Origin of the sequence: Sorangium sp. So ce1153 (genome assembly GCF_051521595.1) — a bacterium.
In the GTDB taxonomy this organism is placed as follows: domain Bacteria; phylum Myxococcota_A; class Polyangia; order Polyangiales; family Polyangiaceae; genus Sorangium.
On record NZ_CP150361.1, the window covers coordinates 6,619,751 to 6,632,546 of the forward strand.

A 12,796-nucleotide genomic window follows, 5' to 3' on the forward strand; every position below is an offset into this window, starting at 1 on the left:
GGCCGTGGATCTCCGCCCTCAAAGCACCCTGGACGAACGCCGCCCTCGCCTCCCGCTCCAGGCCGTGCTCCCGGCGGACCTCGCCGACGCGTGCGGCATCGATCTCACCGACGCGCGCCGCATCGTCTCGCTGGCGCACCGCCTCGGCGAGCTGCCCGCGCGCGCGCCCGCGACCATCCGGCGCGCCGCGCTCGAGGCCGCGCGCTCGGCGGGCGAGATCAGGACGCTCGCGCTCGTCGAGCGGCGCGCGAGCGCCGAGGATCCGTTCGTGAAGTACGCCTTCCGCCTGGAGGACGGCGCGACGGTGGAGTCGGTGCGCATCCCGCTCGAGCGGCCGGGCCGGTACTCGGCGTGCGTGAGCTCGCAGGTAGGCTGCGCCCTCGCCTGCGCCTTCTGCGCCACCGGGCGCATGGGCCTCACGCGCAACCTGGAGGCCTGGGAGATCGTCGAGCAGGTGCGGCTCATCCGCCGGGATCTCGGCGCGCCCGCCGGGGGCGTGGGCGGCGGCGCGCGCGTCCACGGCGTGCTGTTCCAGGGCATGGGCGAGCCGCTCGCGAACGCCGACCGGGTCATCCAGGCGATCCGGGTGCTCTCGGAGCCGAGCGCGCAGGCGATCGACATGCGCAACATCACGGTCTGCACGGCGGGGCTGCCGTCCGGCATCCGGCGGCTCGCGGCCGAGGTCCCCGCGGTCCGCCTCGGCCTCTCGCTCGGCTCGGTGCGCCCCGGCAGGCGGCGCCTGCTCATGCCGATCGACGGCGCGCACCCGCTCGACGAGGTGCTCGCCGCCGTGGGCGAGCACGCGCGCGCGACGGGCCACGCGCCGATGTGGGCGTACACGCTCCTCGCGGACCAGAACGACACGGACGAGGACGCCGCGAGCCTTGCCGCCCTCGTCCGGAATTTTGCGGCGGAGCACGGGATCTCTCCCCGGCTCAGCCTCATCCCGTACAACGCCATCGGCGCGGCCGACGCGCCCCTGCCCTCGCCCGGCGGCGTCGAGGCGAGCGGCGCCGCGGTCGATCCGTTCGCGCGCTCGGCGCGGCTCGAGGCGTTCCGCGCGGTGCTCGCCGCCGCCGGGGTCGGGTCGATCGTGCGCTATTCCGGCGGCGGCGACGTCGGCGCGGCGTGCGGGCAGCTCGCGCGGTCGCAGGCGGAGGCGCAGCGGCCAGGCGGTCGCCGGGCGTCGCCTGCCCGCGCGGCGGCCGCGCCGGACGCCGTGGCCGGCGGGGCGAGCGCGCCGCCGCGGCCAGCGCAGCCGTGAGGGTCGCTATGGATCCCCGCCCCCGTGCGCGCTAGCTTGCGCCGGTGTTCGGCTTCAGCTTTGGCGAGATCGTGGTGCTCATCCTCGTGGGCATCGTGGTGGTGGGCCCCCGGCGGCTTCCCTCCATGATGCGGACGGCGGGGGCCTGGGTCTCCAAGCTCCGCCGCATGACGACCGAGCTCCGGACGCAGAGCGGCATCGACGATCTGATCCGCCAGGAGGGGCTGGAGCGAGAGATCCGCGAGCTCCGCGCCCTGTCGCGCGTCAACGTGATCGAGACGCTGGTGACGCCGGTCCGCGACGCCGTGTCGTCCGTCGGCACGGTCGCCTCGGCGACGCCGCGCGTGAGGCCGCCGGAGCCCGAGCCAGCGCCGGCGCCGCCGCCGGACGTGAAGCCCCTTCGCGAGCGCGAGTACCCCGTCCTCGGCTGCGACGCCTACGGCGCCGAGCTGGACGCCGCGGCTGACGGCGCGACGAAGGCGGCGGAGGCCTCGACGGACGCAGCGAGCGCAGCGACAGCGAGCGCAACCACACCAGCGACCGCGGACACGGCAGCCACCGCGGGCTCGGCAGCCACCGCGGGCTCGGCAGCCACCGCGGACACGGCAGCCACCGCGGACACGGCAGCCACCGCGGGCACGGCAGCCACCGCGGACACGGCAAGCGCGGCGGCGACGGAGCCTGCGCCCACGACAGCGTCGACGACGGCGCCAGAGGCCGCGGCGGCGACGCAGGGCGCGGCGGAGAGCGGAGCGGCGTCATGAGCCAGGAGCAGGTGGCAGCGAAGAGCGGTTCCCCGGGGGCGGCCGGCGCGTCCAGCGACGCCGAGGAGGACCCCACCGAAGACAAGCCGATGTCGTTCTGGGAGCACCTGGACGAGCTGCGCAAGCGGCTCGTCCGGAGCATCCTTGTCTTTTTCGGGGCCTGCCTCGTGGGGTGGGAGGTCCGCGAGGAGCTCCTGCACTTCCTGACCATCCCGTTCGTGCAGGCCTGGAGGGAGCAGAACCTGCCGGGCAACCCGTCGCTCCACTTCGGCGCGCCGGCGGCCGCGTTCGTCGCTTACTTCAAGCTGTCGATGATCGGCGGCGCGGCGCTGGCCTCGCCGTTCATCTTCTACCAGCTGTGGGCCTTCGTCGCGCCCGGCCTCTACGCCCGCGAGAAGCGCTACGTCATCCCCTTCGTCCTGTTCTCGACGCTCCTGTTCGTCGGCGGCGGCTTCTTCGGCTGGCGCGCGGCCTTCCCGATCTCGTTCGGCTACTTCCTCAGCATGGCCGGCACGGTCGGCGCCGATGGGGTCACGATCACGCCGACCGTGATGATGGGCGACTACCTCGACTTCGTCGCCCAGCTCCTGCTCGGCTTCGGGATCATCTTCGAGATCCCGCTCATCGTGCTGTTCCTGTCGCTCGCCGGCATCATCAACTACCTCCAGCTGATCATGTTCGGCCGCTGGTTCGTGTTCGCCGCCTTCGTCCTGGCCGCGATCCTGACGCCGCCGGACATCACCAGCCAGCTCGTGATGGCCGTGCCGATGTGCCTGCTCTACGTGGTGTCCATCGGCCTCGCGTACGTCTTCGGCAAGCCGCCGACGGACGCCCAGCGCGCGGCGTACAAGAAGCGCAAGGACAAGGAAGTCACCCAGGGCTGAGGGGCCGCAGGGCGCGGCGCCCGTCCTGCCGGGGGCGCCGCCTTCTGGCGGCGCGCGCGCACGTCTGCGGGTGAATGCCCGGATCGTGGGCGCTACTGCCGCGGACACCGCTGCCGCCGCGCCCACTTGCACGCACGACGCGCCCGGTGCCGCGCCGCCCGCAGCTCAGGCCGCGGGCGCTACCGCCGCGGGCGCCGCCTTCCGGCTCCGCGCGACGTGGATGGCGACGGCGACGGCGGCCATCGCGACCCCGATGAGCTGCGACGTGGACATGCCGAGGACGCCGCCGCGGTCGTCGGCGCGCGCGAACTCGAGCGTGAAGCGCCCGAGCGCGTAGAGCCCGAGGAACGTCGCGAAGACCTGCCCGTCGTACCGCTTCCGCCCGTGCACATAGAGCAGGCAGATCGCCGCGATCGCGAACGACATGGCCGACTCGTAGATCTGCGTCGGGTGCACCGGGTGCGACGGCGCGCGCGCGCTCGCGAGCTCGTGCAGCTTGAACTGCGCCTCGCTGGCGGGGCTGTTCGGCGGGAACGAGAGCCCGAACGCCCCGTCGGTGCGCAGGCCGAAGCAGCAGCCGGCGAGGAGGCACCCCATGCGGCCGAACCCGAGGCCCAGCGGGACCGCGAAGCCCGCCATGTCCGCCGCCTTCCAGAACGGGAACCGATCGCGCTTCAGCAGCCAGTACGCCGCCGCCGACGCGCCGATGAAGCCGCCGTAGTACGTGAGGCCTCCGGCCCAGAACTTCGCCCACGCGAAGCAGTCGGGCTCGGTCGGGTGGCAGACCCCCTTCGCGGCGTCCCAGACGCCGTGGTACCGCGGCGCGCAGAGCGCCTGCTCGACCTTCCAGTCGACCTGCGACGGATCGGTGCACAGGTGCACGTAATCCCAGAAGTATCCGTCCGCGATCACGTGGAGGAGCCGGCTGCCGATGACGCCCGCGAGCAGGCAGGCGAGCCCCAGGTCGACGACGACGTCCGGATCCAGGCCGATCCGCCGCGCCCACAGCGCGCCGGCCGCGGTCGCGAACAGGAAGCCGGTCAGCAGCAGCAGGAAGTAGGCAGGGAACGCGACGTCGACCAGGCGGAACAGCTCGGGGCGCATGGTCAGCCCGCGGACGCCTTCGCTCCGGGCGTGCCGGAGGGCTTCCCCACGACCGCGGGGCGGCGGGGGGAGAACATGTCGATCGCCATCAGCCCGACGCCCACGACGATCGCGATGTCGGCCACGTTGAACGTCGGCCACACGAACTCGGGCGTGAAACGAACCTGGATGAAATCGACGACGTACCCGTAGCGGATCCGGTCGACGAGGTTCCCGAGCGCGCCGCCGAGCACGAGCGGCAGCCCCCACCGGAGCGCGACCTGGGAAGGGTGGAGCTTCCGGTACAGCGACACGATGAACACGATCGCGGCGAGCGAGATCAGCAGGAAGAACGGGCGGCGGATCGCCTCGCTCTCGTCGCCCAGGATGCCCCACGCCCCGCCGTGGTTCTTCGCGAAGATCATGTTCAGGTGATCCTTGATCACCTCGATCTTCCGGAGCGCGAGCGGCCGCGGCGCGGTGGCGAGATCGGTGAGCGCCTGCGGCTCCAGCCGGTCCTTGGCCCACCACTTCGTGCCGAGATCGGCGGCCAGCGTGACCAGCGAGACGCCGATCAGGAATGGATACGACGGGCGGTAAGCCGGCACCGCCGGCGCGACGACGTCGTCGGCGTCCTCCTCCGGCGACAGGGCGCCAGGCTCGTCATCGGGCTGACCGGCAGGCAGCGGCTCGCCTCCCGGCGCATCCACGCGCGCGGAGCGGTCCGGCTCGGCGTCGGCACCTTTCGTCTCCACGGCAGCATCTCGCGGCGTCGCGTCTTCGCTCATGCGGAACGCGTTCCTCTACGACAATCCGAGCGCTCCGGCAAAGGCTTCCCTCCGCGAGCGCACGGTCTCGCGCGTCTTTCGCGTCTTTCGCGCCGCGCACGTCTCGCACGTCGCGCCGTCCCCCTCCCCCGCATCCTTCGCTTGGCTCGCGCGCGCCTGCTCCGGGCGCGCTCGCCGCTTCTGGCTCTCAGCTCGCCGGAGGGGCCGGCGGGGGCACCTCGGTCGAGAGCGGAGGGCCGGCGTCGCCGCCTGCCGGGCCAGGGGGCGCGCCGCCTGCGTCCGGCGCGGGCGCGCTCGCGTTGCGGGCGGAGGCGATCATGTCCGTGGACATCAGGATGACCCCGGCGACGATCGCGATGTCGGCCACGTTGAACGTCGGCCAGTGAAACTCCTGGCCGCCGCGGGACACGTACACGTCGATGAAGTCGATGACCCAGCCGTAACGGATCCGGTCGACCAGGTTGCCCATCGCGCCGCCGAGCGCCAGCGCCAGGCCCCACTTCATCGCGGTCTGGTTCCGGTGGACGCGCCGGTAGATCGAGAAGATGAAGACGATCGCCGCGGCCGAGACGAACAGGAAGAACGGCCGCCGCAGCCCGTCCGGCAGGCTGCGCAGGAAGCTCCAGGCCCCGCCGGGGTTCTGCGCGAAGATGAAATCCAGGTGATCCGGGATGACCGTGAAGACCTTCGCGCCCGACCGCTTCGCGTCGAACCCGGCGAGCCGCGCGTGCGCCCACGCCTTCGTCGCGAGGTCGGCGGCGCACGAGACGAGCGCCACGACCGCCAGGAAGGTGAGCGAGGCCTGCTCGCCTCGCGGGAGCTCGTCGGGCAGGTGCGCGGCGGGCGACGCTTGCGGTGCGTCCGAGGACATCGTCCTCGCTTCTACGCGATGCCGTAGCGCGGAGCAAACAGCCTGGAGTGTCCGCTCACCGGCCCTGCAGGATCGTCAGCGGGCGCTCCCGGGCGCTTACCTGCGCCGGCGTCGTCCCCTGGCGACCAGGCGGCCCGGCCGGGTCGTCTGGTCCTGCTGGGCCTGCCGGCGGCGCCCCCTTCCTGCGCAGCGCGAGCTGCAGCTCGCCGTACGCCTGGAGCGCCGCGCCGCGCTGCCGCTCCGCGGCCGCCGTGCGCCCGAGCGACTCGGCCAGCTGCGCCCGGCGATCCGCGAGGTACGCGAGGTCCCTCGCCTTGGTGATCTCGTGCTCCTCGGCGAACGCGCGCTCCGCGCGCTCCAGCGCCTCGCGGGCGCCGTGCAGGTCCGCGGGCGCGAGCTCCGCCGCCGCGCTCGCCCGGGCGCGCTCGTAGCTCTCCCTCGCGCTGATGAGCTCCTTCGGCGGCAGCGGGGCGCTCGCGCACCCCAGGAGACCGCCGAGGGCCAGCATGACCATCACCCTCTGGTTGCATCGCATGATTCCGCGCCTCCTCCCGGGCCCCTACCGGAGCCGCTGCTGGATGGATCCGACCTCCCCGAGCGCCTCGCGCACGAGGGCCTCGACCCGCGCCTCGCGCGCTACGGCGACCGCGAGCTCCGCGTCCGCCTCCGCGCGCAGGAGCATGCGCCACGCCCGATCCGGCACGCCCTCTGCCGACAGCCGCTGCGCCCTCTGCACCTGCTCCCGGGCGAGGCGGAGGTGGAGATCCGCCCGCGGGATCTCCTCGACACCGACCTCCTCGGCGGCTCGAATCTGCGCCTGCGACGCGACGAGCCGCTCGTCGAACGTCGCCGCGCGCGCGGCGCACCCCGCCGCCGACGCGCCGAGGAGCGTCAAGATCACTGCGTTTCTCATGGGCAACACCTCGTGGCCAGCCCCCGGCGAGCGATCGCCCGGCGCTGGCGGGTCAAAGAGCGGATGTGGGTCTCGACTCCGGCTCTCCGTCGCCGGTCGGCTCGCTCCTCAGGCAACCAGCACACCAGGCCAGCAGCCCATCGGGCCGCGCCCTAGCGCGCCCACGAGGCGCGCAGCCCGCTGTCCGTCGGTGCAGCAGCCGCGACGCGCGCGCTGAGACATCGCCTCACGCGCCGTATCCGCGCTTCCCATCCGTTGCGCGCAAACGGGTCATTCGCCCGCTCCCCGCCCTCTCGCGAGCGGCCCAGGGCCCCGCGAGAGGGCGGGGACAGCGCATCTCGCCCGCGGACAGGAGCTGTCCTCTCTCCGCTGTACGCGCGCCTGCCGCGCCGGCCTTCACGCTCCACCGCGCCGATCCGCGTCAGCCCGCCCTCACCGCGCGCGGGCTGACGCGGATCGGCGCGGCCTGACCCGGTGGGCCCGGGCGGATCCACCCGCCGCGCGCGCCTTGCCTGATCCGGTTGAGCGACACGGCGCATCTGTTTAGTATGCCCGCGTCATGCCGTCGCCCCCCTGGAAGATCGAGACCGGCGTCGAGACCGTCATCTCGTCGTGGCTTGCCTCCGGCTATGTCCGCCCTTGTTTCACGGCGGATCGCGAGCTGCCGCCCGCCGAGGCGCGCACCTCCCCGATGCCCGAGGCGCTCTCGCCGGCGCTCCGCGGCGCGCTGGAGCGGCGCGGCATCACCCGGCTCTACGACCACCAGGCTCGGGCCTTCGCGGCGGCGCGCGGCGATCAGCGGGGCGCGGAGGCCGCCCGGGCCGGGCGGCACGTCGTCGTCGCGACGCCGACTGCGAGCGGCAAGAGCCTCTGCTTTCACCTCCCGGTGCTCGACGCGCTGGCCGAGGGCGCGGCGTCGGGCCAGGGCGGCAGCGCCATCTACCTGTACCCGACCAAGGCGCTCGCCCGGGACCAGGAGGCCGGCCTGCACGCGCTCATCCGCGAGGCGGGGCTCACGATCCCGGCCATCGTCTACGACGGGGACACGCCGGGCGACGCGCGGCGGGCGGCGCGCGAGCGCAGCCCCATCGTGATGACCAACCCCGACATGCTCCACGCGGGGATCCTGCCGCACCACGCGCACTGGGCGCGGACGTTCCAGCGCCTGCGCTACGTCGTGCTCGACGAGCTCCACACCTACCGCGGCGTGTTCGGGTCGCACGTCGCCCACGTCCTCGCCCGGCTGCGCCGGGTCGCCGCCTTCCACGGCTCGAGCCCGACGTTCCTCTGCGCGACGGCGACCATCGGCAACCCGCGGGCGCACGCCGCGCGCCTGCTCGGCGTCGACGAGGACGAGCTCGACCTCATCGACGAGTCCGGCGCCCCGCGCGGCCCGCGGCGGTTCTTCCTGTACAACCCGCCCGTGGTCAACGCCGAGCTCGGGGTGCGCGCCAGCACGCTGAAGAGCGCGGTGCGCCTCGCCTCGGATCTCGCGCGCGCCCGCGTGCCCACGCTGGTGTTCGGCCAGTCGCGCAACTCGGTGGAGATCATGCTGAAGTACCTGCGCGAGGGCGTCGGCAAGGAGATCGGGGCCGAGGACGCGATCATGGCCTACCGCGGCGGGTACCTGCCGGAGACGCGCCGCCGGGTGGAGCGGGGGCTGCGCGAGGGCGAGATCCTCTGCGTCGTGGCGACGAACGCGCTCGAGCTCGGCATCGACATCGGCGAGCTCGACGCGGTGATCTGCGCTGGCTACCCCGGCTCGGTCGCGGAGACGTGGCAGCGCTTCGGCCGCGCGGGCCGGCGCGGCAAGACGAGCATCGCGGTCCTGTGCGCGACGAGCGCGGCGCTCGACCAGTACCTCGCGAGGAACCCGAGCTACCTGCTCGAGCGCGGGGCCGAGTCGGCGCGCATCGATCCGCACAACACCGAGATCCTGGTGCAGCACCTGAAGTGCGCGGCGTTCGAGCTGCCCTTCCTCAAGGGCGAGCCCTACGCGGCGATGCCGTCGGACGACACCGTCGCGGCGCTCCGCTTCCTCCAGGACAACGGCGTCGTGCACGAGTCGAACGATCGCTTTCACTGGGCGACCGACGCCTACCCGGCGAACCACGTGAGCCTGCGCTCGGTGGGCTGGGACAACTTCGTCATCATCGACAAGGCCCATGGCAAGACGCTCGCCGAGCTCGACTGGCGCGCCGCGCCGACGATGCTCCACGAACAGGCCATCTACCAGCACGACGGCGAGCAGTACCAGGTCGAGCGGCTCGACTACGAGAACCACAAGGCGTTCGTGACGAAGGTCGTCCCCGATTATTTCACGACCGCGCTCACCCACCGCAAGGTGAGCATCCTCGATGAGAGCGCGTCGTCCCCGCTCGGCCGGGCGGCCGCCTCGTTCGGCGAGGTGAGCGTCGTGGAGAAGATAGTCGGGTACAAGAAGATCAAGTTCTACACCCACGAGAACACGGGTTACGGCGACGTGCGGTTGCCCGACATCCAGATGCACACGACGTCTTTCTGGCTCACCGTGCCCGAGCCGCTCTGCGAGGAGCTCGGCCTCGGCCGCGCGACCGCCATCGACGGGCTGCGCGGGATCGCGCGGGCGCTGGAGACGGTGGCGACGCTCTCGCTCATGTGCGATCCGCGCGACATAGGCCAGACGCTCGAGGACGGCAGCGAGGCGCGCGCGCCGGACGCCGCGCCCGACGGCGAGGTGGCCGGGGTCTTCGATCCGACGCTGTTCCTGTTCGACAACGTGCCTGGCGGCGTCGGGCTCGCCGAGCGCATCTACGAGCAGCGCGACGAGCTCCTCGCGCGCACGCGCCAGCTCATCGCGGGCTGCGGCTGCGAGGTGGCCGGCTGTCCTCTCTGCGTCGGCGCGACGGAGTCCGTCGAGGGCCTCCGCAAGCGCGCCGCCCTCGGCCTCCTGCAGCTCCTGCTGCACCAGGCGTGAGCATGAGAGCGAGAGAAGATTGACCCGCCAAGACGCCAAGACAAACGATCTCTGAGCTCTCGTCGTGTCCTTTGCGGGTCCCCTCTCACTCGGTCACGCAGGCAGAGCGGCGCTCACCCGCACAGGAGACGGGTCCAGATCGGCGTTTTCGGCGCGCAGGCGCACTCCCGTGCGCTGAGCACCGAAAACGCCGAGATGGGCCCGTATCCGAAGCGGGTGAGCGCCGCTCTAGCTTCGCTTCACCGCGAAGCCGGCGAACGCCTGCATGACGGGCATCAGCTCGAGCCGGTTCACATTGACGTGCTCCGGGAGCGTCGCGCACCAGAGCACGGCCTCGGCCACGTCCTCGGCCGAGAGCGGCTTCACGCCCTGGTAGACGGCGGCCGCCCTGTCCCGGTCGCCCTTGAAGCGCACCAGCGAGAACTCGGTCTCGGCGAGGCCGGGCTCGATGTCGGTGACGCGCACCCGGCTGCCGAGGAGATCCGCGCGCAGGTTCAGCGAGAACTGCGCCACGAACGCCTTGCACGCGCCGTAGACGTTGCTCCCGGGATACGGCGTCTCGGCGGCCACCGAGCCGATGTTGATGATGTGCCCCCGGTCGCGCGCCACCATGCCGGGCAGGAGCGCCCGGGTGCAGTGGAGCAGCCCCTTGATGTTCGTGTCGACCATCTGCTCCCAGTCGTCGGGATCCGCCGTGTGCGCCGGCGAGAGGCCGATCGCGCCGCCCGCGTTGTTCACGAGCACCGACACCTCGGCGAGCTCCGGCGGGAGCTCCGCGATCGCCCGATCCACCGCGCCCCGATCGCGGACGTCCAGCCGCAGGAGGTGGACCGCCGCCGCCCGCGCGCCCCCCTCGGCGCCCGACGAGCTCGCCCCCCCGCCCGTGAGCTCGGCGGCGAGCGCCTCGAGGCGCTCGTAACGGCGCGCGGCGAGGATCAGGCGAGCGCCCAGGCCAGCGAAGCGTCGGGCGATCGCGGCGCCAAACCCCGCGGAGGCGCCGGTGATGAAGACAACCGGAGTCGGTTCGTTCGGGGCAGCTTTCATCATGTCCTGAGCGGACTTGTACCAGACCCACGCAGATTCAGCGACACCCGCCGCGTCCTGCGCCGCAGGTCGGCGCACCCCGCACCGGCGCAAGAAGTTCGCTGTGGACGTGTCGCGATCTGGCGGCGGGCCGCCGGGACAGAGCGGTTTTGCCGAGGCAGCAGCACCGCGAGTCGATTTGTGCAATCGACCGCAGGGATCTGCGGTGGTCGAGCGCGGTCGCCCCTTTACCGGGCCCCTCGGTGCCATTTAGAGTCTGGGCACCGTGGAGAGCGCGCCATCGAGGGGGTTTGTTCTGGGGCGTTACGCCATCGGGCCGAGGATGGCGCGCGGCGGGCTGGGGGAGGTGTTTCGCGCGGTCGCGCTCGGGCCGGATGGCGCGGAGATCCCGGTCGCCATCAAGCGAATCGTCCCGATGCACGCGGGCAGCGACGACCTCAAACAGCTGTTCATCGACGAGGCGAGCATGATGACCCGCCTCAAGCACCCCAACATCGATGAGGTGCTCGACTTCGGCATCGACGAGGCGGGCGACTTCTATCTCGTCTGCGAACTTGTGTCCGGGACGGATCTAGGTCGGCTCTGCCGGTGGCTGTGGGCTCGCGGGGATGCCGTCCCGGTGCCTGTCGCGCTGTTCGTGGCGTCCGAGGTCCTCAAGGGGCTGGGCTACGCGCACGAGCGCTCGGCCGCCGAGGGGCGGCTCATGGTGCACCGCGACGTGAGCCCGGGGAACGTGCTCATCTCGCTGGCCGGCGCGGTGAAGATCGCGGACTTCGGCGTGGCGATCGCCATGCGGGGGGAGGCTGGCGACGCGGCGAGGCGCGATCTCGTCGGGAAGCCGAGCTACATGCCGCCCGAGCAGTTCGACGGCGAGCGGGTCGACGCCCGCGCCGACCTGTTCGCGCTCGGGGTGGTCCTCTTCCAGATGCTCACCAGCGAGCGGCCGTTCTCCGGGACGAGCGCCGCCACGCGGATGGCGGCGGCGCGCGAAGGGCAGATGCTGCGGGCGAGCGAGCTGCGTTCCGAGGTGAGCCCCGCGCTCGAGGCGCTCCTCGCGCGCGCGCTCGCGCCCCGCCGGGAGGACCGCTTCCCCGACGCCGGCGCGATGCTGGAGGCCATCGAGGCGCTGCGCGAGGCTGGCCATGAGATCGGCGCGCCGGAGGACCTCGCGGCGCTCGTGAACGCGGCGCTGAAGGAGCCGCCCGAGTCGCGCGCTGCGGGCCTCACCACGTCCGAGCCCCCCCATGACGACGACGACCTGGAGGGCGGCGAGCTGACGCGCGCCGACGGGGACAGCCCCTTCACCCTGCGCGTTTCGAGGCGCCCGGGGGCGCCTTCGCAGGCGCTCGCTGGCGAGGACGAGCCGCTCGACGGGTCGGGCGCGGCGCTCCCGGAGCCGTCGAGCGCCCCGGTGAGCGGCGGCTTCCACGCCGTGGCGCCGGTGTCGGGCGAGGAGAGCTCGCCGGACGCGTTCTCGGCCCCGTCGGTGAAAGCCTCCGGCTCGTCGGCGCCGCGGGCGCGGGACGAGCTCCGGCCGCCGCTCTCGGCGTCGGGCCAGTCCCTGCCTCCGGCCGGGGGCTCGCGGCAGCGCCTGCTCGCGGCGGCGATCGCCTGCGCCGCGCTGGCCGGGATCGCGATCGCCAGCGTGCGCGTCAGCCGCGGTCGCCTGAGCGCGGCGCCCCCCGCGGCAGCGCAGCACGCCTCTGCCTTGGCGCGGCCGCGGCTCGCCGCCGCGGCGCGGGCCGCGCTCGTGCCCTTGCGACGGCCGGCTCCTCCGGCGAGCGCCATCCCGGATGCAGCCCTCGCGGCGAGCGCTGCGCCCGACGCAGCCCCCGCGGCGAGCGCCACCCCGGACGCAGCCCCCGCCGCGGGCGCCACCCCGGACGCAGCCCCCGCCGCGGGCGCCACCCCGGACGCAGCCCCCGGCGCGACCTGCCAGGGGGCGCTCCGTCTCGACGCCGGCGAGGCGTGGCTCGTCTCGGGCGGTCCCGCCGAGGTGCGGGCGCCGGGCGAGTACCGCTGGCCTTGCGGCAGCTTCAACCTGCGCGCGACCTCGGGGGTCGACCCCGCCCGCACCCAGCAGCTCTCCGTCACGGTGTCGGCCGCCGGGACCGCCGTCGTCCACCTGCGCTGATCGCCGCGCCGCGCCGCCCGCGCTGATCGCTGCGCCGCGCCGGGCGCGCCCGGCCTCGATCCGCTTGCGGCGCTCAGCCCGCTCGGCTAGCAGCG

The 12,796-nt window shown here is 73.4% G+C and carries 11 protein-coding genes; 5 read left to right on the forward strand and 6 right to left on the reverse strand.

Translation table 11 applies throughout. From position 1 onward, the window contains the following. Window positions 1-4 precede the first annotated feature (4 nt). From rlmN to tatC, 3 genes are read left to right on the forward strand one after another with little or no spacing between them, the layout of a single operon-like run. Entirely contained in the window at window positions 5-1,264 is a 1,260-nt protein-coding gene (rlmN, locus tag WME85_RS23755) for a 23S rRNA (adenine(2503)-C(2))-methyltransferase RlmN (RefSeq protein ID WP_437841191.1), read from the forward strand. A 44-nt stretch (window positions 1,265-1,308) separates the two neighbouring features. Then, a complete protein-coding gene (tatB, locus tag WME85_RS23760; protein WP_437841193.1) occupies window positions 1,309-2,028 on the forward strand; it encodes a Sec-independent protein translocase protein TatB in 720 nt (239 codons plus the stop codon). After that, window positions 2,025-2,912: a twin-arginine translocase subunit TatC gene (gene tatC, locus WME85_RS23765; RefSeq protein WP_437841195.1), complete on the forward strand. Its 888-nt coding sequence runs from the start codon at window positions 2,025-2,027 to the stop codon at window positions 2,910-2,912. The genes tatB and tatC overlap by 4 nt, the downstream gene beginning before the upstream one ends. A gap of 165 nt (window positions 2,913-3,077) precedes the next feature. Here tatC and WME85_RS23770 read toward each other — a convergent pair whose 3' ends face one another. The 5 genes from WME85_RS23770 to WME85_RS23790 form a co-directional block, all read right to left on the reverse strand. Continuing rightward, window positions 3,078-4,016, reverse strand: a complete 939-nt coding sequence (locus WME85_RS23770) for a prolipoprotein diacylglyceryl transferase (RefSeq protein WP_437841196.1) — start codon at window positions 4,014-4,016, stop codon at window positions 3,078-3,080. A 2-nt stretch (window positions 4,017-4,018) separates the two neighbouring features. Further along, complete coding sequence (lspA, locus tag WME85_RS23775) at window positions 4,019-4,783, reverse strand: signal peptidase II (RefSeq protein WP_437841198.1); 765 nt, start codon at window positions 4,781-4,783, stop codon at window positions 4,019-4,021. Between the two features lie 187 nt (window positions 4,784-4,970). Then, complete coding sequence (gene lspA / locus WME85_RS23780) at window positions 4,971-5,654, reverse strand: signal peptidase II (RefSeq protein ID WP_437841200.1); 684 nt, start codon at window positions 5,652-5,654, stop codon at window positions 4,971-4,973. Window positions 5,655-5,709: 55 nt separating this feature from the next. Then, on the reverse strand, window positions 5,710-6,189 hold the full coding sequence (locus WME85_RS23785) for a DUF4398 domain-containing protein (protein WP_437841202.1): 480 nt from the start codon (window positions 6,187-6,189) through the stop codon (window positions 5,710-5,712). Window positions 6,190-6,213: 24 nt separating this feature from the next. Further along, entirely contained in the window at window positions 6,214-6,567 is a 354-nt protein-coding gene (locus WME85_RS23790; RefSeq protein ID WP_437841203.1) for a DUF4398 domain-containing protein, read from the reverse strand. A gap of 559 nt (window positions 6,568-7,126) precedes the next feature. Here WME85_RS23790 and WME85_RS23795 point away from each other — a divergent pair. Further along, the gene (locus WME85_RS23795) at window positions 7,127-9,523 is read left to right on the forward strand and encodes a DEAD/DEAH box helicase (protein ID WP_437841204.1); all 2,397 of its coding nucleotides are present in this window, start codon (window positions 7,127-7,129) and stop codon (window positions 9,521-9,523) included. A 228-nt stretch (window positions 9,524-9,751) separates the two neighbouring features. Here WME85_RS23795 and WME85_RS23800 read toward each other — a convergent pair whose 3' ends face one another. Continuing rightward, the gene (locus WME85_RS23800) at window positions 9,752-10,570 is read right to left on the reverse strand and encodes an SDR family oxidoreductase (RefSeq protein ID WP_437841205.1); all 819 of its coding nucleotides are present in this window, start codon (window positions 10,568-10,570) and stop codon (window positions 9,752-9,754) included. A 262-nt stretch (window positions 10,571-10,832) separates the two neighbouring features. On the opposite strand from WME85_RS23800, the gene WME85_RS23805 reads away from it, so the two are divergent. Then, complete coding sequence (locus tag WME85_RS23805) at window positions 10,833-12,701, forward strand: serine/threonine protein kinase (protein ID WP_437841207.1); 1,869 nt, start codon at window positions 10,833-10,835, stop codon at window positions 12,699-12,701. The last annotated feature ends 95 nt before the right edge of the window (window positions 12,702-12,796 follow it).